General features: G+C 43.4%; 14 protein-coding genes. 11 read left to right on the top strand and 3 right to left on the bottom strand.

The features are described from left to right. Positions 1 to 25: 25 nt before the first annotated feature. From ruvB to LJ707_RS01735, 3 genes are all read left to right on the top strand, one after another. Positions 26 to 1,048 carry a Holliday junction branch migration DNA helicase RuvB gene (ruvB, locus tag LJ707_RS01745; protein WP_228949009.1) on the top strand — a complete coding sequence of 341 codons (1,023 nt, stop codon included), beginning with the start codon at positions 26 to 28 and terminating at the stop codon, positions 1,046 to 1,048. A 30-nt stretch (positions 1,049 to 1,078) separates the two neighbouring features. Next, positions 1,079 to 2,158, top strand: coding sequence for a Gfo/Idh/MocA family protein (locus LJ707_RS01740; protein ID WP_228949008.1), 1,080 nt, complete (start codon positions 1,079 to 1,081; stop codon positions 2,156 to 2,158). Between the two features lie 84 nt (positions 2,159 to 2,242). Then, a complete protein-coding gene (locus LJ707_RS01735; RefSeq protein WP_228949007.1) occupies positions 2,243 to 3,094 on the top strand; it encodes a polysaccharide deacetylase family protein in 852 nt (283 codons plus the stop codon). A 48-nt stretch (positions 3,095 to 3,142) separates the two neighbouring features. Here LJ707_RS01735 and LJ707_RS01730 read toward each other — a convergent pair whose 3' ends face one another. From LJ707_RS01730 to LJ707_RS01720, 3 genes are all read right to left on the bottom strand, one after another. Continuing rightward, complete coding sequence (locus LJ707_RS01730; RefSeq protein ID WP_228949006.1) at positions 3,143 to 3,352, bottom strand: hypothetical protein; 210 nt, start codon at positions 3,350 to 3,352, stop codon at positions 3,143 to 3,145. Then, the gene (locus LJ707_RS01725) at positions 3,342 to 3,734 is read right to left on the bottom strand and encodes an STAS/SEC14 domain-containing protein (protein ID WP_228949005.1); all 393 of its coding nucleotides are present in this window, start codon (positions 3,732 to 3,734) and stop codon (positions 3,342 to 3,344) included. Before LJ707_RS01725 ends, LJ707_RS01730 begins: the two co-directional genes overlap by 11 nt. 119 nt (positions 3,735 to 3,853) lie before the next feature. Beyond that, on the bottom strand, positions 3,854 to 5,320 hold the full coding sequence (locus LJ707_RS01720) for a hypothetical protein (RefSeq protein ID WP_228949004.1): 1,467 nt from the start codon (positions 5,318 to 5,320) through the stop codon (positions 3,854 to 3,856). A gap of 143 nt (positions 5,321 to 5,463) precedes the next feature. On the opposite strand from LJ707_RS01720, the gene queG reads away from it, so the two are divergent. The 8 genes from queG to LJ707_RS01685 all read left to right on the top strand — a co-directional run bounded on the left by queG (position 5,464) and on the right by LJ707_RS01685 (position 19,808). Beyond that, positions 5,464 to 6,423 (top strand): tRNA epoxyqueuosine(34) reductase QueG, encoded by a 960-nt coding sequence (gene queG / locus LJ707_RS01715; protein ID WP_228949003.1) that lies wholly within the window; start codon positions 5,464 to 5,466, stop codon positions 6,421 to 6,423. A gap of 142 nt (positions 6,424 to 6,565) precedes the next feature. Beyond that, positions 6,566 to 7,642, top strand: a complete 1,077-nt coding sequence (proB, locus tag LJ707_RS01710) for a glutamate 5-kinase (RefSeq protein WP_228949002.1) — start codon at positions 6,566 to 6,568, stop codon at positions 7,640 to 7,642. Positions 7,643 to 7,650: 8 nt separating this feature from the next. After that, positions 7,651 to 8,901 carry a glutamate-5-semialdehyde dehydrogenase gene (locus LJ707_RS01705; RefSeq protein ID WP_228949001.1) on the top strand — a complete coding sequence of 417 codons (1,251 nt, stop codon included), beginning with the start codon at positions 7,651 to 7,653 and terminating at the stop codon, positions 8,899 to 8,901. A gap of 642 nt (positions 8,902 to 9,543) precedes the next feature. Continuing rightward, on the top strand, positions 9,544 to 9,696 hold the full coding sequence (locus LJ707_RS20375; RefSeq protein WP_370632374.1) for an aldehyde dehydrogenase family protein: 153 nt from the start codon (positions 9,544 to 9,546) through the stop codon (positions 9,694 to 9,696). A 371-nt stretch (positions 9,697 to 10,067) separates the two neighbouring features. Further along, positions 10,068 to 11,156: a tRNA 2-thiouridine(34) synthase MnmA gene (mnmA, locus tag LJ707_RS01700; protein ID WP_228949000.1), complete on the top strand. Its 1,089-nt coding sequence runs from the start codon at positions 10,068 to 10,070 to the stop codon at positions 11,154 to 11,156. Between the two features lie 205 nt (positions 11,157 to 11,361). After that, a complete protein-coding gene (topA, locus tag LJ707_RS01695) occupies positions 11,362 to 13,692 on the top strand; it encodes a type I DNA topoisomerase (protein ID WP_228948999.1) in 2,331 nt (776 codons plus the stop codon). Positions 13,693 to 13,743: 51 nt separating this feature from the next. Continuing rightward, a complete protein-coding gene (locus LJ707_RS01690) occupies positions 13,744 to 14,148 on the top strand; it encodes a hypothetical protein (protein WP_228948998.1) in 405 nt (134 codons plus the stop codon). A 65-nt stretch (positions 14,149 to 14,213) separates the two neighbouring features. Beyond that, the gene (locus LJ707_RS01685) at positions 14,214 to 19,808 is read left to right on the top strand and encodes an alpha-2-macroglobulin (protein WP_228948997.1); all 5,595 of its coding nucleotides are present in this window, start codon (positions 14,214 to 14,216) and stop codon (positions 19,806 to 19,808) included. The last annotated feature ends 25 nt before the right edge of the window (positions 19,809 to 19,833 follow it).

Here is a 19,833-nt window from a genome sequence, read left to right as displayed (position 1 = left end):
GAAAAAATTACTAATTTCGTTGGCAATGAATGAGCACCTTGATCCGGCGAGTGAACGCTTAAGCCCTGTTGAACGTGATATTGAAAAAGTATTACGCCCCCAGGCATTTGAAGATTTTACGGGCCAGCATAAAATATTAGCCAACTTAAAAGTTTTTGTACAGGCGGCGCGCCAGCGTGGCGAAGCGCTTGACCATGTGCTGCTGCATGGCCCTCCGGGTTTGGGTAAAACCACCCTTTCGCACATCATTGCTAATGAAATGGGCGTGGGTATAAAAATAACATCGGGCCCGGTACTTGATAAACCCGGCGATTTGGCTGGTTTACTTACCAACCTTGAAACCGGCGACATTTTATTTATTGATGAGATACATCGCCTTAGCCCGCTGGTTGAGGAGTACTTGTACTCGGCCATGGAAGATTTTAAGATAGATATTATGCTGGAGAGCGGCCCTAACGCGCGGTCGGTACAAATATCACTTAACCCCTTTACACTGGTGGGCGCTACTACACGCTCAGGTTTGCTTACCGCGCCTTTAAGGGCGAGGTTTGGCATTAACTCAAGGCTCGAGTATTACGACGCGAAATTGCTTACCACTATACTGATGCGTTCATCATCTATATTAAAAACAGATATTAGTGATGAGGGCGCTTATGAGATAGCCCGCCGCAGCCGCGGTACCCCGCGTATTGCCAATGCACTGCTGCGCCGCACACGTGATTTTGCCCAGATAAAAGGCAATGGTAATATTGATACCGATATTGCCCGCTATGCCCTGAACGCCCTGAACGTTGATGAGCACGGCCTCGATGAGATGGACAATAAGATACTTGCAACCATTATTGACAAGTTTAAAGGCGGCCCTGTCGGGGTAAAAACGATAGCCACCGCTGTAGGCGAAGATGAGGGTACGATTGAGGAGGTGTATGAACCCTTTTTGATACAGGAGGGCTTTTTAATGCGCACTACCCGCGGCCGTGAAGTTACCGAAGCAGCTTATAAACATTTAGGTAAAATTAAACCGGGCGGCACTCCTTCCCTGTTTTAAATTAGCTATACACCAATCTATCCTATGAGAATGAAAAACATAATATGCGCTGCCATTTTGGTACTAAGCGCCTGCACCATGGCATCAGCACAACGTAAATTGAAGGTTGTTATAGCCGGCTTATCGCATGACCATGTGCACAACATTATGAACCAGCAGCGCAAAGGTGAGGTTGATATTATAGGCATTGCCGAACCTGATAAAAAACTGTGGGATAAATACAGCAAACTCTATAAACTGCCTGAAAACATATTTTACAGTGACCTGAAAACAGCTTTGCAGCGCCAAAAACCTGATGCGGTTTTAGGTTATAATGCCGTTGCCCGGCATGTTGATGTGGTTGAAACCTGCGCCCCGCTGCATATACCCGTTATGGTTGAAAAACCTTTGGCAGCAACATTACAGCAGGCACAGCGAATACAAACACTTGCCAATCAGTACAAAATAAAGGTGCTTACTAATTACGAAACCACCTGGTATGACTCGTTCAAAGAGGTTTATGACCTGGTAACCAATGACAGCCTGGGCACGGTACGTAAAATGGTAGTGCATGACGGGCACCGTGGCCCGCGGGAAATTGGTTGCAGCGAAGAGTTTTTAAGCTGGCTTACCGACCCTGTACTTAACGGAGCCGGTGCGCTTAATGACTTTGGTTGTTATGGTGCCGACCTGATGACATGGCTAATGAAAGGGCAAAAACCCACAGCCGTTACCGCAATAGCCCGCCATTACAAACCACAGGTGTACCCAAAGGTTGAGGACGATGCCACCATACTGGTTGAATACCCCGGCGCTGTAGGGCAAATAGAGGCCTCGTGGAACTGGCCTTTTAATATTAAGGATATGGAAGTATTTGGCAGCACCGGCTACGTACATGCCTTTGATGGCACCAATTTACAGGTACGCCTTAAAGAGAACAGCAGCAATACACATAAAGCGCAGGCGTTGAAAGCTCCCTTCAATAATCCTTTATTGTATCTGTCAGCCGTAATTAATGGCAAGATAGATGAAAAGAACGACCAGGCATCGCTTGAATATAATATGATAGTTATGCAAATACTGGATGCTGCCAAGCGCTCCATAAAGCAGGGTAAACGCATTGTATTATAACCCCGATTTTATTTTTATACCGCCCGTTTTATGCGATTGAATTATTTTAATTTAGCGCCTTCAAAAAAAACGTCGTTTTAATTTATGCTAAAGCATTTTTTAGCCGTTGCCTGCTTTGTGGGCGCGGCTCTTACATCCTGCCAATCTGTATCAAACAGTAATTTACCTACAGATAGTTCGGCCAAGGCCGCTGTGGATAGTGATACTGCTATTAAAACTGTACACACTAAGGCTGCTGATGCCACTACCATACTATCAAGGCCCCAGGTGCCTGTTATCTGCTATCACCAGATACGCAACTGGCGCCCGCGCGACTCAAAAAGCGCTAAGGATTACATTGTTGAACCTGATAATTTCAAAGCCCATATAAAAATGCTGGCTGATAGTGGCTACCATACTATTTTGCCCGATCAGTTGTATGATTACCTGGTTTACGGTAAAGCGCTACCCTCAAAACCGGTAATGCTTACTTTTGATGATACCGACCTCGATCAGTATACCATTGCTGCACCGGAGCTGAAAAAGTATGGCTACAAGGCTGTATACTTTATCATGACGGTATCAATAGGCAGGCCTAATTATATGAATAGCCAGCAGATTAAAGAATTATCTGACGAGGGAAACATCATAGGCAGCCATACCTGGGATCATCATAACTTTAAAAAACTTAAAGGCGAAGATTGGCTGATCCAGTTAGATAAGCCAACAAAACGCCTTGAGGATATCACCGGCAAAAAAATAGAATATTTTGCCTATCCTTTCGGCTTATGGAATATTGATGGCCTTCCTGAATTAAAAAGCCGTGGCTTTAAGCTGGCTTTCCAGTTAGCCGAAAAACGCGATCAGCAAGACCCTTTATATACCGTTCGCCGCATATTAGGCAGTGGTTACTGGAGTCCAAAAACATTGCACAACAGTATTAAAAACAGCTTTTAAAACAAACAAGCCCGCCAAAAACAGCGGGCTTGTTTGTTCAATTTATTATCATTCGTCGTGCTTTTGTGTATCCCTTTCTTCAATGGGTGGCCCCGGGTCGCCACTATCATTATCAGGGGTTACGGTATGTACGCGCTCATCATCCAGCTTTTTCTGCTCATTTGGCTGATTGCCTTTAGCCAGTTCATTACCACCGGTATTCTCCCCTGGGTTAGCTTCTTTCGGGTCAGTGTTTTGATCGTTGTTTTCAGTTGTCATAGGTATTTAATTTAGTATCGCGTTTTGCTATCCATTGTATAGCCTTATCCATATCACTAAAACCGAACCGCTTTGAAACGCCCGGTATCAAAAACCGGAAAACTGTTGTAAAGCTGTTAATACCCCTGTCATCAGCAACCACGGCTACCTTGTTCCATTTAGAGTAATATTTCAAGATCAGAAAAAAATAGGCAAACATGGCCCCGGTTGTAAAATCCCAGATACTGCTCTCGGCAACAAGTATATAATTTAATTCGCCATATGCTTTAAATAAATGGCTTACAGCAGGTTCAAGCACAGATTTAATATCCTTATTGGTTATCTTTCCAACCGCATGTACACCAAGCACATGAGCAGGCAGTTCCTCTATCTGTCGTAACATATGCTTTTGCTAATAAAATGGATCTTCATAAATTTATTAACCATTAAGCAAAGGCCATACCATAGCCCTCGCTAAGCAAGTTAAAACTTATAGAAAACCTATTTCGTAGCCTGTAAAGGTCAATTGTCTAATTTTTCGGAGATATTTTTGATGGCGCTGTCAAGGCTTTGAGCGGAGTGATCAAGATTGCCTGTTATTTGATCGGCTTCTGCTTTCGTAAGACCTTTATCCTGCAACAAACCCACCAATCCTAATATATTTGACAAGTGCCGGCGCACCTCGTGCGAGTTAATAAATGCCAGTTCGTGGTGTTTTGCTTTATACAAAAGCTGCTCGTAGTAATGCTTTTGCTTAATGTTACGGTAAAACATAATGATGATACCTACCAAAAGCGCAAATACAACAACCGCGAATATCAACATCAACCGTTGCCGTTTATATTGTTCCTCTTTTCTGATAAAGTCTTCAGCTATCTGGTCAATCTTCATTTGCGAAGATATATTAGCTACCTGCACCATACGGTCGGTATGCGTTTGGAATTCGGCTAATGCTATTGCAAAGTTTTTAGCAGCACTAATGGTATCTGCATTCTTCATATCTATTTGCCCGAGTATCTCATGCAAATGATATTTTAAAAATGGATTGTCGTTTTTGCCAATGGACCCTAAAATACTGTTGATGGTAACTTTTGCCGAATCATTCATATCCGCCTTGTAGTATGCATCAGCCAGGTATATCAGATCTTCATTCCAAAAAGGGTATTTTTTATCAGTTTTAAGGGTATTTATTTCATCAATAGCTTTTATATAACTGCCTCCGGCTATGGTTAAAAGATAGGAAACCCTTTTCCTGAACTCGTAGATACCGGTTGAAGCCCTATCGGGACTAAATAACAAACGATGATATTTTTTTAACGAATCCAGGTTGTTCAACCTGAAATATATTTCGGCCTTATTAAGATAGATAAAATTTTCGTGGTGGAATTTTTTTGATTTGGCGGCATTATTCATGGCTTCCGCCTGATCCAGGTATTGCAGCGATTGCTTAAAAAGATTATTCTTATAATACAGGTCAGAGATATTGATAGCCAGCAAAATGTGCCGGTTTATATCATTAAGTGCCGTAGCCTCCTTTTGTGCTAAACGGTAATTATCCATTGCCTCGGCACTGTTACCTTGCGATGCCCAAATAAAAGCCTGGTTACTATGTAATGAAAATAGCAGGTAATGGTTGCCCGTTTTTTCGGCTATTACAATAGCGTTATCAAAGCTTTTTTTAGCCTTGTCATAATGCAGCAGTCTTTTTTGAATTATTCCGCTTATAAAATATTCAAATGCCGGGCCTTCCCTTTTTCTGTATTTTTTTAATATCGGGCCAATGTAAGTACGGGCTGTAGCAACATCATTTAACGGCGCGGCAATAAAGTAATTATTTAAGTAACGTGCCAGATCGCCATCGTTAGCTTGTCGCTCTTCCCCTTTCAGTAAGCGTGTTACATAAGCAGTATCAATAATACCTGCTGATGCACGGGTTAATGCCAAACAGAAAAACAGTGCAAGAAAGTAGTACCTTTTCCGTATAAGCATATCTAATATCACACAATTGTCAGCTAAATATAAAAATATCCTGTCAAGTAACGTTAAAAGTGTATTTGATTATAAAATTATATTAACTCAGCATTTATGAGTTTTACCTAATTTTGTGCTTATCAAAGTGGTGTAATTGATTAATGGCCTTAAATAATAAAGTATTATACAGTAAATTAATAAAGGACGAGGCACAAAGGCTCGGTTTTTTATTTTGCGGTATAGCCAGGGCCGATTTTTTAGAAGACGAAGCCCCCCGACTTGAAAGCTGGCTCAACAAAAACATGCACGGCGAAATGCAGTACATGGAAAACCACTTTGACAAAAGGCTTGATCCAAGGCTGCTGGTTGAAGGTGCCCGCTCGGTAATATCATTAGCATTAAATTATTATACCGATCAAAAACAGGCAGAACCTGACGCTCCTAAAATATCAAAGTACGCCTACGGTGCCGATTATCATCATGTTATAAAAGATAAACTAAAACAATTGCTGCAGTTTATACAGGAAAATATTGGGGATGTTGGCGGACGTGCGTTTGTTGATTCGGCACCGGTGCTTGATAAGGCCTGGGCTAAAAAAGCAGGCCTGGGTTGGATAGGTAAAAACAGTAACCTGATCAATAAAAAGGCAGGCTCGTTTTATTTTTTGGCCGAACTGATCATTGACCTGGACCTGGAATATGATATTGAACCCACTGCCGACCACTGCGGAACCTGTACCCGCTGCATTGATGCGTGCCCTACTGATGCTATTGTTGGCCCTTATGTGGTTGATGGCAGCCGTTGCATATCGTACCTAACTATTGAACTCAAAAACGAGATACCATCAGCGTTTAAAGATAAAATGGAGGGTTGGATGTTTGGCTGCGACGTTTGCCAGGATGTTTGCCCCTGGAATAAATTTTCTGTTATACATAACGAACCATCTTTTAACCCACACCCCGACCTTTTGGGCCTTACCACGGCCGACTGGACCGAACTGACGGAAGAAACATTCAAAAAAGTATTCCAAAAATCGGCAGTAAAGCGTGCTAAATTCAGCGGACTTGAACGCAACATCAAATTTTTGCAAACTTATTCAGATCACCAAAAATCCGAATAATAAATACAATTTAATTCAATTATTATTCTTTATCATCTTAATGCATTTAAAAATGATGATTTATTTTAAATATTGCCATTTTCAACTACAATGATAGGCATGAATGATATAAAATGATTTAATTTGCTGTAAAAAGGCATCAATGTCGACAAAATATAAAAGAATTATTATAAAAATAGGCTCAAACGTTATCACGAAAGCTGATGGACTACCCAATAACGAGCGTATAGCACACTTGGTGCAGCAGATAGCTGAAGTAAAAAAAAGCGGCATTGAGGTGATCCTGGTATCATCGGGCGCTGTGGCATCAGGTAGAAGCTTGATCACCGTTGCTGACAGGTGTGATGCCGTAGCAGCGCGGCAATTGCTTGCCTCAATTGGACAGGTAAAGCTTATTAATACCTATGCCCATTTGTTTGAAAAGGTTGACATACTTTGCTCTCAGGTATTGGTTACCAAAGAGGATTTCAGGGACAGGCTGCATTACCTCAACATAAAAAACTGCCTCGAAATTTTGTTGCAACACCAGGTGATACCCATTGTAAACGAAAACGATGTGGTATCAGTAACCGAACTGATGTTTACCGATAACGATGAACTTGCCGGGCTAATAGCATCTATGCTAAATGCACAGGCACTTATAATACTCACCAACGTTGATGGCATTTACAACGGTAACCCACAACTGGAAACCTCAAAAATTATACATGAGGTTAATGGCAAGGGTGTTGATCTGTCGGCATTTGTATCGCAGCGCAGATCGCAATTTGGGCGTGGCGGTATGATCACCAAAACACACATGGCGCAAAAGGTAGCGCAGTTAGGCATAACCGTGCATATTGCCAACGGCACACGAGATGGTATATTAACTAACATTTTAAGCGGCGATATGCCCCATACCCGTTTTATACCTCAAAAAAATGCTTCGGGGCGTAAAAAATGGATAGCGCATTCAGAAACATCGGCTACCGGGGTAGTTGAATTAAATGATGGAGCCAAACAAGCTTTAACATCAGACAAGGCGACAAGCCTGCTACCAATTGGGATAAGCGCCATAAATACTGATTTTAAAAAAGGCGACATTATTAAACTGATAGATAGCCATGGCAGCCTGATCGGTTTAGGCCGTGCCGAGTACAGCGCCGATAAAGCCCGCGAAAAAATGGGGCAAAAGAACCAAAAGCCGCTGGTGCATTATGATTATCTTTATTTGCAATAACACACCTTATGAGTTTTAACCATTATTTTGATAACGCCGTGGCAGCAAGCCGCAAAATGGCGCTGCTATCAAATGATACCATTAATGATATATTGACCGGAGTAGCAGCAGCCGCTGTTGCACAAACAGACTATATACTCGCCGAAAACAAAAAAGACCTTGACCGCATGGACAAGGACGATCCGAAATATGACAGGCTAAAACTTACTGCCGAACGTATACAGGGCATTGCCAATGACATTATCGCGGTAACTAAACTTAAAAGCCCGTTGGGGAACATATTGGATGACCGGCATTTAGATAATGGCCTGCATATTTCAAAAATAAGCGTGCCACTTGGTGTTGTAGGAGTGGTATACGAGGCCAGGCCAAATGTAACTTTTGATGTTTTTGCGCTTTGTTTTAAAACAGGCAATGTTGCGGTGTTAAAAGGTGGCAGCGATGCCGATCATTCCAACCACTGCATCATTAGCATTATACACCGGGTACTTGAAAAAAACAATGTTGATGTTAACTGCGCTACCCTATTACCTGCCGACCGTGAGGCTACGCATGCGCTGCTAAACGCTGTAGGCAAGGTTGATGTTTTGATACCCCGCGGAAGCCAGGGCCTTATAAACTATGTGCGCGATAACAGCAAGGTGCCGGTAATTGAAACCGGTGCCGGAATAGTGCATACCTATATAGCGCCCTCTGCTGATGTTGCCAAAGCCGCCGCCATTGTATTCAACGCCAAAACAAGGCGTGTAAGCGTATGCAACGCTTTAGACTGCCTCCTTATCCACTCATCGCAATTAAATACACTGGCTGCCATTATACAGCCCCTGGCAGATAAGCAAGTAATTATATATGCTGATGAACCGGCTTACGCCATACTTAACGGCAATTACCCGAAAGAACTGTTACAGCCTGCAACCACAGAACATTTTGGCGCTGAGTTTTTGGATTATAAACTGGCTATAAAAACAGTTACGGATATAAGCGAAGCTTTGGCACACATAGCTAAATACAGCTCAAAGCACAGCGAGGCCATTATTACCGAAGATGATGCAGATGCCAACCGCTTTACCATAGCGGTTGACGCCGCTGCGGTATATGTAAATGCTTCAACCGCTTTTACTGATGGTGCCCAGTTTGGCCTTGGTGCCGAAATTGGCATAAGTACCCAAAAACTGCACGCCCGTGGCCCTATGGCACTAAACGAACTTACCAGCTATAAATGGCTTGTGAAAGGTAATGGGCAGATCAGAAATTCCTGATATTAAAGTTTGCTGTAAATAAAAAGCGGGATACTGCACACCAGTATCCCGCTGAAAGATTTTTTGGGGTAGTTACAATAGAAAATAATTCACCGCCACTGCCAAGCATACAACCGCAACGATAATTCCTTGCAATTTTTGCTCAAATGTTAAATTAACAGCATTCATATCTTTATAAATTAGGGTATTACAAATCTATATTCTGTTACAAAATTTGCAATAGCAGCATTCATTTTTATTAAATTTTTAACAAAATCATAAACTTGATTTTAACCTAATTACCCAAAGGCATCTTTTATAAAAAAAATTCAAAAAAAATGTTTCAACATTAACAAATGGAACACAGAATAGATGAATTTAACTACTATTTTAAGTGTATCACAAACACATTTTACCGTGTTTTAGTACATAAATGGCGTTGCATATATTTTAAGTCATGTTTTATGGCTCTTGAAAACCTTTCCTGATCGTATGATTTACCTCAAAAACACAGAGATGAATTTTTTATTCTGTAAGTCCATATAATCTTAAAAAGTAGCGAAGTATACCACTTATAATAATTCGCCGCTTGGAGGAAATGTTATTAAAATGTGAACATGCCTTTTACGCGCCTACAGTATTATCAATAGTTAAAAAAGGCATATTGATTTTGAGGAAGAGCTTTTCGGCCCGGTAGCCTCCATAATACCAGCCAAGGATGAAAATGACGAGATCAGGCTGGATAACACAAGCTCTTTTTGTTTGGGTGCCGGTGTATTACTAAAGATGCCGCCCATGGCGAATTTATTGCATTAACAAAACCGGAGGCGGGTTAGTGCTTGTAAACGCGCTTGTAAAGTGCCATACAAGATTGCCATTTGGCGCCATAAAAACAGTCAGGCTACGGCCGTGAATTGGATTTATTCGGCATCCATGAATTTCTAAATATCAAAACTTTGTTTGTGTTACAACCCCCATCATGCTGATAAAGTGATTATCAAGGTAACCTCTTTAATAAATTGATAAATAAACACTATTAATTAAAATGAAAGTTCAAAAAATTTCACATCCAGAAACTTCTTGATGCTAAATACCCAATTATTTAACCATCAAAACTTATCACCAAACCGTCAAAATAGATAGCATTTATAAGTGAGTGTAAAACATTGATTACCTTTGCAGCTAATATGAGCAAGCACGGTAGGATATTAGTGGCCATGAGTGGCGGCGTTGATAGTTCTGTAGCAGCAGTAATGCTGCATGAGCAGGGTTACGAGGTGATAGGCCTTACCATGAAAACATGGGACTATGCCTCGGCCGGTGGCAGCTCAAAGGAAACCGGTTGTTGCAGTTTGGACAGCATTAATGATGCCCGTGCCCTTGCCGTAAGCTATGGCTTCCCTCATTATATATTAGATATACGTAACGAATTTGGTGATTACGTTATTGATAATTTTGTTGACGAATATCTGGCCGGCCGCACACCTAACCCATGTGTATTATGCAACACCCATATTAAATGGGATGCATTGTTAAAGCGTGCCGATAAGCTGGATTGCGAATTTATAGCTACAGGGCATTATGCCAACATTCGCGTGCATGATAATGGCCGATATGTTATCTCGCGTGGTAAGGATCTCAATAAGGATCAATCATATGTTTTATGGGGTGTTTCGCAAAAAAACCTGGCGCGTACTAAATTTCCATTAGGCAGCTTTTCAAAACCCGAAATACGCCAAATGGCATTGGATATGGGACAGATGGAACTTGCCGGTAAAAGCGAGAGCTACGAGATATGCTTTGTACCTGATAATGATTACCGCGCCTTTTTGCGCCACAAGGTTGAAGATCTTGACGAAAAGATAGGCAAAGGCAACTATGTACTTACTGACGGCACCGTTGTGGGCAAGCACGAAGGATACCCGTTTTATACCATTGGCCAGCGTAAAGGTTTGGGTATTGCCCTGGGTAAACCCATGTTTGTTACCGCTATACGCCCCGAAACCAATACCGTAGTGCTTGGCACTGCCGATGAGCTTGAACGTAAGGAAGCCTGGGTTAAAAACCTTAACCTGATAAAGTACGAAACAATTACCGAGCCCATTGAAGCGATCACCAAGATACGTTACAAGGATGCCGGTATGGATAGCCATATTGTACAAATGGGCGAACACATGAAGGTTGACTTCCATCACGCGGTTTCAGGCATTGCGCCGGGGCAGTCGGCCGTATTTTATGAAGGCAATGACCTGCTGGGCGGAGGGTTCCTGATATAAAAAAAAATCCTGCTTTTTTTCGTGCTGATTTTATAGGTTAAACCAAATAGGTAAGTACATGGTTTAATAGGCGGTTACACGTACGTATAAAGTGTTTTAAACTTCATTTAACAACCCTGCCGCTAAAAACTTAACCCAATTAAAACTAAAACAAATTTGTGTTTAGCGTTCTTTATATTTTATTTGCAGAAAATTTAAACTGTTAATGGCTAAAAACTTACTTATAGTAGAATCTCCCGCGAAGGCAAAAACCATCGAGGGATACCTCGGAAAAGACTTCACCGTTAAATCGAGCTACGGGCACATCCGCGATCTGGTGAAATCTGAGGATGCTATTGATATAGCCAATAACTTTCAACAACGGTATGAGGTACCCGCGGATAAAAAACAGGTAGTTAGCGAATTAAAGAAATTAGCTAAGGAGGCCGAAACGGTTTGGCTGGCATCCGATGAGGACCGCGAGGGAGAAGCCATATCATGGCACTTGTTTGATACGCTTAATTTAAAAGAAGATAAAACCCGCCGTATCGTATTTCACGAGATAACCAAACCGGCTATCCTGAAAGCGATAGATAATCCACGCAAGATAGATTACAACCTGGTGAATGCCCAACAGGCACGCCGTGTGTTAGACAGGCTGGTAGGTTTTGAGCTCTCCCCTGTTTTGTGGAAAAAGGTAAAACCATCATTATCCGCAGGTCGTGTACAGTCTGTTGCTGTAAGGCTTATAGTTGAACGCGAGCGCGAGATCAATAAATTCCAAACCGAGGCTGCCTTTAAAATAGTGGCCATATTTGGCAAGGGTAAAAATGCCTTTAAGGCTGAACTGCCGCATCGTTTTGCTCAGCAGGAAGATGCCGAGAAGTTTTTACAGGATTGCATAGGTGCTGTTTTTACAGTTGATTCGCTGGAAACCAAACCGGCAAAACGTTCGCCTGCCGCACCTTTTACTACTTCAACATTACAGCAGGAAGCAAGCCGTAAGCTGGGTTACTCGGTATCGCGTACCATGTCGTTGGCACAGCGCCTGTACGAATCGGGTAATATTACCTATATGCGTACGGATTCGGTCAACCTGTCTGACCTGGCCTTGAATGCCGCCGCGCAGGAAATACGCAGCGCCTACGGTGAAAACTATCATCAGCAACGAAAATATAAAACCAAAAGCGCCAGCGCACAGGAGGCTCACGAGGCCATCCGCCCAACATATTTTGACAAGCATACCATTGATGGCGATAACGCTGAAAAGCGCTTGTATGAATTGATCTGGAAACGTGCCATAGCCTCGCAAATGAGTGAAGCTCAGTTTGAGAAAACCACGGCAAAAATCGGAATATCAACACGTAATGAGGATTTAGTTGCCAATGGCGAGGTAATGAAATTCGACGGATTTTTAAAGGTTTACCTTGAGAGTAATGACGATGAAGATGACAATAACCAGGAAGGTGATAACGCCATGCTGCCGCCATTACAAAAAGGCCAGCAGTTAGATCTGCAGGAGCTTACAGCTACCGAAAGGTTCTCTCGTCCGCCGGCACGTTATACTGAGGCAAGTTTAGTTAAAAAGTTAGAGGAGTTGGGTATCGGCCGCCCGTCAACCTACGCCCCAACCATATCAACCATACAAAACCGTGGTTACGTGGTTAAGGAAGATCGTGATGGCAAACAACGCAATTTCCGTGTGCTTGCATTAAAGGACGGTTCAATATCAAAGCAGGAAAAATCAGAAAATACCGGTGCCGAACGAGGCAAGCTCTTCCCTACTGATATTGGCGCTGTTGTGAACGACTTTTTAGTGCAATACTTTAACGGCATTGTCGACTTTAACTTTACCGCAAGCGTTGAAAAACAATTTGACGAAATAGCCCAGGGTTTAAAAGAATGGACGGACATGATCCGCAAGTTCTATGGCCCTTTCCATAAAGATGTAGAGAACACCATCGAAACGGCAGACAAAGCCCGCGGCGAACGTGAATTAGGTGTACATCCCGAAAATGGAAAGAAAATATCTGTACGCATTGGTCGCTATGGCCCGTTTGTACAGGTTGGTGATAATGATGACGCGGAAAACAAACCATTGTATGCCAGCCTGCGTACCGGCCAGAGCATAGAAACGATCTCGCTTGAAGAAGCGCTTGAACTATTTAAGCTGCCTAAAAAGGTAGGCTTTTTTGAAGATAAGGACATGACGGTAGCCATCGGTAAATTTGGACCGTACATTCGCCACAACAGTGCGTTCTATTCGCTGCCTAAGGGCTTAGATCCGTTGGATGTAAGCGAAGAACAAGCCATTGAGATCATCAACGAAAAACGTAAAAAGGATGCCGAAAAGCTGATCAAGGTTTTTGATGAAGATCCGGATGCCAAGATATTGAATGGTCGTTGGGGGCCATATATTGAATACGGCAAGCAAAACATTAAGATACCAAAGGATAAAGATCCGAACACTATTACGTTTGAAGATGTGAAGGCCTTAGCAGGAGAAGCTGGTAAAGAACCCAAAAAAGGCGCTAAAAAATTCGCTAAAAAGAAATAATAACCTGCATGTTACAGCGTGTTATTTAAGGTTAAATTATAATACTGTACAATGATTAAGGATCTTCCGGATAATACGGTTCAGGATATTGCCATCGCGGTGGCTTTAGAGGGAGAGAACGTTGAGGGGAAAACCTGGTATGTATACCTCATTAACCTTAAAAACGAAGCTATAGAGAATGTGCTGATCACGGCCAAAGGCTATGGTGAAAAAAATGGCGAGCAGGTAAAAACCTCCACCCTGCGCCACATGATCCCAAATGTACAGCCCAACTCGTTCGCTTTGATAGAACCGATTGACGAGGAAACTTTTGGCCTGAGTAACGAATACTGGCTGAGCTACTACATCGGCAAAAACATATTCGATAAAAAATTCATCTTTTTGCCCGAAAGCATTGTGGATATGAACCTGATAAAACTGCCCGTAATAAATAAACCAGGCGTAATGATAAAATAAACCCGGGGTTATTTGCTTAATATGATAAGAGGTTTATATTTACTCAAAATATTTAAACCTTTTTTATGCAGAGTGAGAGCAATCTTTTTAACCATCGCAAAAGATTAGTCACTATAGGGATAGCCCTGATATTGATCTTTATAGTAAGTTATTTTTTTATTACCAAGCCTAAACGCCCGCCTGTCGATCCGGTTTTTAGCAAGTATATTGAGGCTTACACCACCGGTATTATCTCCAAACAAGGCGTTATACGCATAAAACTTTCTGGCGAGGTACAGGTATCGCATCAGCAAAATGGTGATCTTAGCGATGATCTGTTTGAATTTTCGCCGTCAATAAAAGGCAAGGCCCGCTGGGTTGATGCCCGCACCATTGAATTCACACCATCAGAGAAACTTGAACCCGGGCAAAATTATTCGGCTGACTTTAGCCTGAGCAAGGTTATTGAGGTACCTAAAGAGTATCAGAATTTCAGCTTTGATTTCCAGATCATAAAACCCGATTTTACCGTAACCTTCGCAGGCTTACGTACGGCCACCAATACATCTATAGATAAAATGAAACTTGGCGGCTGTATACAAACAGCCGATACCGAAGACCCGAAAGCGATAGAAAAGATTTTAGCTGTAAACTATTCATCTTCAGCCAAAATAACCTGGCAGCATAACGCGGCCACAAAATCGCACACGTTTACGGTAAATAACCTTGCCCGTGCTAAGGACAAGGCCACTCCCCTAACTGTTGACTGGAATGGCGGCAGCCTTAACGTTGAGAAGCAAGGCAGCCAGGCTTTCGTGGTACCCGCCATTGGCGATTTCAGGGTGCTGGCAGTTCGTGCAGTACAAAATAACGATGAGTATACCGAAGTGCAATTCTCAGATGCTATCATGGTCGGGCAGGAATTGAACGGATTGATCAGCATTAATAACATTGGCGATGCCGCGTACACCATTGACGGCAGCGTGGTTAAGGTTTACGCACCCGAGAGATTGGAAGGCAATTATACGGTTACGGTAAATCCCGGCATCGAAAATATTTCAAACAAAAAGCTTACTAAGCCTTATACTGCAAACGTATTTTTTGAAAATCGTTTGCCTGCTGTTACCATACCGGGCAAAGGCGTTATCCTGCCGGATTCTGGTCACCTGATGATGCCTTTTGAGGCCGTAAACCTGAAAGCGGTGGATGTAACCATCATTAAGGTATACGAAAACAACGTACCGCAGTACTTCCAAAACAATGGATTTGATGGCGGTACCGAACTTCGCCAGGTAGGTAAACCGGTTGTACAAAAAACCATTCGCCTGGATGATGACAAAGCTCTTAACCTGGGTAAAAAGAACCGTTTTATGCTGGATATTGACCAGTTACTACGTACCGAACCGGGTGCTATATACCGCGTAGTGATCGGTTTCCGCAAGGAGTATTCGCTATTTAATTGCCGCGCAGGTTCGGCTGCAAAAGTTAGTGATGAAGATGAGGGTTATGATGATTACGAATATGGCGGCAATAATACCGGCAAGGTAAATGATGAAGACGATGAATTTTGGCAGCGTTATGATAATTATTACCCTGATGATTACCGTTGGGATGAGCGTAACGACCCTTGTACCAACTCCTACTTCAGCAAACAGCGCTGGGCCACGCGCAACATTATGGCATCAAACATTGGTTTAATAGCCAAGCGTGGCAGCGATAACAGCATGGTGGTTGCCGTTACCAATTTGCTTACCGCACAACCTATGGGTAGTGTTGAGCTTCAGTTGCTTGATTATCAAAAGCAGGTTATCTTCAAAACCACATCAGACGGTGATGGCCTGGCTAAATTTGACCTGAAGCGCAAGCCTTACCTGCTGATGGCCAAATACAATAACGAACGGGGCTACCTTAAATTAGATGATGGCAGTTCGCTACCATTAACCCGTTTTGATGTAAGCGGCGAACAGGTACAAAAAGGCTTAAAAGGCTTTATTTATGGCGAACGTGGCGTGTGGCGCCCGGGCGATGATATTTACCTCACCTTTATTTTAGAGGATAAACTTAAAACCCTCCCTGCTGATCACCCTGTTGAGTTTGAGCTTTACAATCCGCAGGGGCAGGTATATAAACGTATCACCCAAAATAAATCTGTTGATGGTTTTTACAGCTTTCATACCGCTACCGAAACTTCATCACCAACAGGTAACTGGCTGGCCAGGGTTAAGGTAGGCGGCGCAGTGTTTGAGAAAAATATTAAGGTTGAAACCATTATGCCTAACAGGCTAAAGCTCAACTTGTCATTCGGCGGGGCTGATGAACTTACCAAAGGTGCAGGCCAAAACGGCGCACTCTCAGCACAATGGCTGTTTGGCGGCGCGGCTCAAAACTTAAAAGCTAAGGTGGATGCCTTCTTATCGGCACAAACAACCACCTTTAAAGGTTTTGATGACTATGTATTTGATGACCCTACCCTTGCCTTTAACACACAAACCCAAACCGTATTTGATGCACGCCTTAATGGCAATGGCACGGCCCCTGTAAGTGCCGATATTAATGTTGAACGCCAGGCGCCAGGCCGTTTACGTGCTAATTTTGTGGTAAAGGTTTTTGAACCGGGAGGTAATTTCAGCATAAATCAGGTTGCTTTACCCTATAATGTTTACCCTGCTTACGTAGGTATAAAAACACCAAAAGGCAGTGAACTTTCGGGTATGTTGGTTACTGGTAAAGATCATGTGATAGATATTGCCGATGTGGATACCAAAGGCAAACTATTACCCGGCAGTCGTTCGGTTGAGGTTGAACTGTATAAAATTCAATGGCGCTGGTGGTGGGATGAAACCGGCGACGAGCTAAGCAACTTTACGCAAGACAGGTATAATAAACTGATAAAAACCGAAACTGTTAACCTGACCAACGGTCGCGGTAAATGGGGAATGCGTATAGCACAGGCCGATTGGGGCCGGTACCTCATCAAAGTAAAAGACCCACAAACGGGGCACTCAACCGGTAAGATCATTTATGTTGACTGGCCAAACTGGTCAGAAAGGTTACAGCAGGATAACCCTACCGAAGCGGCGATGCTTTCATTTACCTCTGACAAGAAAAGCTACAAAGTTGGTGAGGATGCTACGCTAACCATTCCAACCAGTAGTGATGGCCGCGCATTGATCAGCTTTGAAAATGGCAGCAAGGTGCTTAAAACCGAATGGATAGATACCAAAAAAGGCCAAACCCGTTACAGCTTTAAGGTTGATGAAAGCATGGCACCTAACGTTTTTGTAAACGTGACCTTGCTACAGCGCCACGCGCAAACCATTAATGATTTACCGATACGCATGTACGGTACTATAGGCCTGCAGGTTGAAAACCCGGAAACGATACTGAAACCGGTGATCAGCATGCCTGATAAGATACGACCGGAAACACAGTCGGCTATTACCGTTTCCGAAGCATCGGGCAAGGAAATGACCTATACCGTTGCTATTGTTGATGAAGGCCTGCTGGATATAACCGGCTTTAAAACGCCTGATCCGCATAGCACATTTTATGCTAAGGAAGCGTTAGGCGTTAAAACCTGGGACCTGTTTGATTACGTTATCGGTGCGTTTGGCGGCGGGTTAGAACGTATACTCAGCATAGGTGGCGACGGTACCGCCTCGCAAAATAAGAATGTGTCGGTTAACCGCTTTAAGCCTGTGGTAAAATTCCTGGGGCCATTCCACTTAAATGCAGGCGAAAAACAAACCCAGCGCTTTACTCTACCGCAATACATTGGCTCAGTACGTGCAATGGTTATTGCAGGCCATACGGGTGGTTACGGTTTTGCCGAGAAAGCAGTGGCGGTTAAAAAACCATTAATGATTTTAGCTACCCTACCCCGTGTACTTGCTCCGCAGGAACAGATACAACTGCCGGTAACCGTTTTCGCGCTCGAAAAGAATATCAAGAACGTGAATGTTCAGGTACAATCAAACGCGTTCAGCAATCTTGGTGGTAACAACAGCAAATCGCTCACGTTTACTAAAACAGGCGACCAACTGGTAACCTTCAATTTAAACGTTAAAGATTTTGTTGGCGTAGGCAAAGTCAGGATAATTGCTAAAAGCGGCAGCGAAACCGCGGCTTATGATGTTGAGCTGAACGTACGTAATCCTAATCCTCCGGTTACTAAAATACTGGAAGCCGAACTGGCTCCGGGTAAAACATGGGGTACACTGTATGCTGCGCTGGGTATGATCGGCACGAACAAGGCAACGTTGGAGGTTTCGGCCATACCGGCACTTAACCTATCAAAACGCTTAAGCTACCTGATACAGTACCCGCATGGTTGCGTGGAGCAAACTACATCGGCAGCTTTCCCGCAACTTTACCTGGAGCAGCTTCAGGATTTGACAGACCGCCAGAAAGCTGAGGCCGAGCGTAATATCAAGGCTGCCATTAACCGGCTTAACGGCTTCAGGGTTAACAACGGCGGGTTAAGCTACTGGCCCGGTTATGGCGAAGCTGACGATTGGGGAACCAACTACGCCGGTCATTTTATGCTGGCTGCTCAAGCCAAAGGCTATCAGTTACCTGTTGGGTTTATTGAACAATGGAAAAAATTCCAAAAACAAAAAGCACTTGGCTGGGCTCCGGATACTCGCAGTTTTTATGGTGCCGATCTGATACAAGCTTATCGTTTATATCTGCTGGCGCTCGCCCGCTCGCCGGAACTTGGGGCAATGAACCGGCTGCGCGAATTCCAGTACATCAGCATTGAAGCTAAATGGCGTTTGGCAGCAGCCTACAAACTGGCCGGGCAAACCGAGGTAGCGCTTAACCTGATAAAAGGCTTACCTACAGAGATCAAGCCATACAATAGCATGTTTGGCACCTATGGGTCAGACCTGCGCGACCAGGCCATGATACTGGAAACATTGACCTTGTTAGGCCAACAGCAAAGGGCATCAGCCTTAATGCGTACTGTGGCCGCTCATTTATCGCACGATTACTGGTACAGCACCCAAACCACCGCCTACTCACTCATCGCGATAGCGCAGTATTGCGGCGTGAACAAAAACGGCGGCAAAATGGCATTTGCCTACCAGGCGGGTGCTAAAGGTTCGGTTAATGCCAACTCGTACATATGGCAGGCAGATGCCGCCCCAAATGGCGGTAAGGTGTTTGTTAAAAATAACGGCACTAACAAATTGTATGTGCGCCTGATCCAAAAGGGGCAGCCATCATCGGCAGATAATATTGCCACTAATGTAAATCCGGATGTTTTGGGTATGAGCATAGCCTACTTTACATTGGGCGGCAAACCGGTTGATGTTGCAAAACTTAAACAAGGTACCGACTTTGTAGCCCAGGTAACATTACGTAACCCGGGTAAGCAGGGCCGTTATGATAATATGGCATTAACGCAGATCTTCCCTTCCGGATGGGAGATACTGAACAGCCGGATGCTGAATAATGATGAAGCCTTTAAATCGTCCCCATCTGATTACCGCGACATTCGCGACGACAGGGTGAACACCTACTTTGGCTTGGGCGAAAGACAGGAAGTTACTTATTATGTAATGCTTAACGCGGCTTATGCGGGCAGGTATTATTTGCCGGCAACCTATTGCGAAGCAATGTATAACAACTCCATCAACGCCCTGATTAAAGGCCAGTGGGTTGAAGTAATTAAGTAATAAATACTATTTACACCAAACAAAT

Origin of the sequence: Mucilaginibacter sp. UR6-1 (assembly GCF_020880975.1) — a bacterium.
Taxonomy (GTDB): domain Bacteria; phylum Bacteroidota; class Bacteroidia; order Sphingobacteriales; family Sphingobacteriaceae; genus Mucilaginibacter.
Note: the sequence above shows the minus strand (reverse complement) of the source record. Positions and strands in the feature narration are given on the sequence as shown.

Coding starts and splice junctions, on each gene's coding strand:
- proB (WP_228949002.1), top strand. CDS start 6,566: ATGTCGACAAAATATAAAAGAATTATTATAAAAATAGGCTCAAACGTT.
- mnmA (WP_228949000.1), top strand. CDS start 10,068: ATGAGCAAGCACGGTAGGATATTAGTGGCCATGAGTGGCGGCGTTGAT.
- LJ707_RS01685 (WP_228948997.1), top strand. CDS start 14,214: ATGCAGAGTGAGAGCAATCTTTTTAACCATCGCAAAAGATTAGTCACT.
- LJ707_RS01720 (WP_228949004.1), bottom strand. CDS start 5,320: ATGCTTATACGGAAAAGGTACTACTTTCTTGCACTGTTTTTCTGTTTG.
- LJ707_RS01705 (WP_228949001.1), top strand. CDS start 7,651: ATGAGTTTTAACCATTATTTTGATAACGCCGTGGCAGCAAGCCGCAAA.
- LJ707_RS01690 (WP_228948998.1), top strand. CDS start 13,744: ATGATTAAGGATCTTCCGGATAATACGGTTCAGGATATTGCCATCGCG.
- queG (WP_228949003.1), top strand. CDS start 5,464: ATGGCCTTAAATAATAAAGTATTATACAGTAAATTAATAAAGGACGAG.
- LJ707_RS01730 (WP_228949006.1), bottom strand. CDS start 3,352: ATGACAACTGAAAACAACGATCAAAACACTGACCCGAAAGAAGCTAAC.
- LJ707_RS01735 (WP_228949007.1), top strand. CDS start 2,243: ATGCTAAAGCATTTTTTAGCCGTTGCCTGCTTTGTGGGCGCGGCTCTT.
- LJ707_RS01725 (WP_228949005.1), bottom strand. CDS start 3,734: ATGTTACGACAGATAGAGGAACTGCCTGCTCATGTGCTTGGTGTACAT.
- topA (WP_228948999.1), top strand. CDS start 11,362: ATGGCTAAAAACTTACTTATAGTAGAATCTCCCGCGAAGGCAAAAACC.
- ruvB (WP_228949009.1), top strand. CDS start 26: ATGAATGAGCACCTTGATCCGGCGAGTGAACGCTTAAGCCCTGTTGAA.
- LJ707_RS01740 (WP_228949008.1), top strand. CDS start 1,079: ATGAAAAACATAATATGCGCTGCCATTTTGGTACTAAGCGCCTGCACC.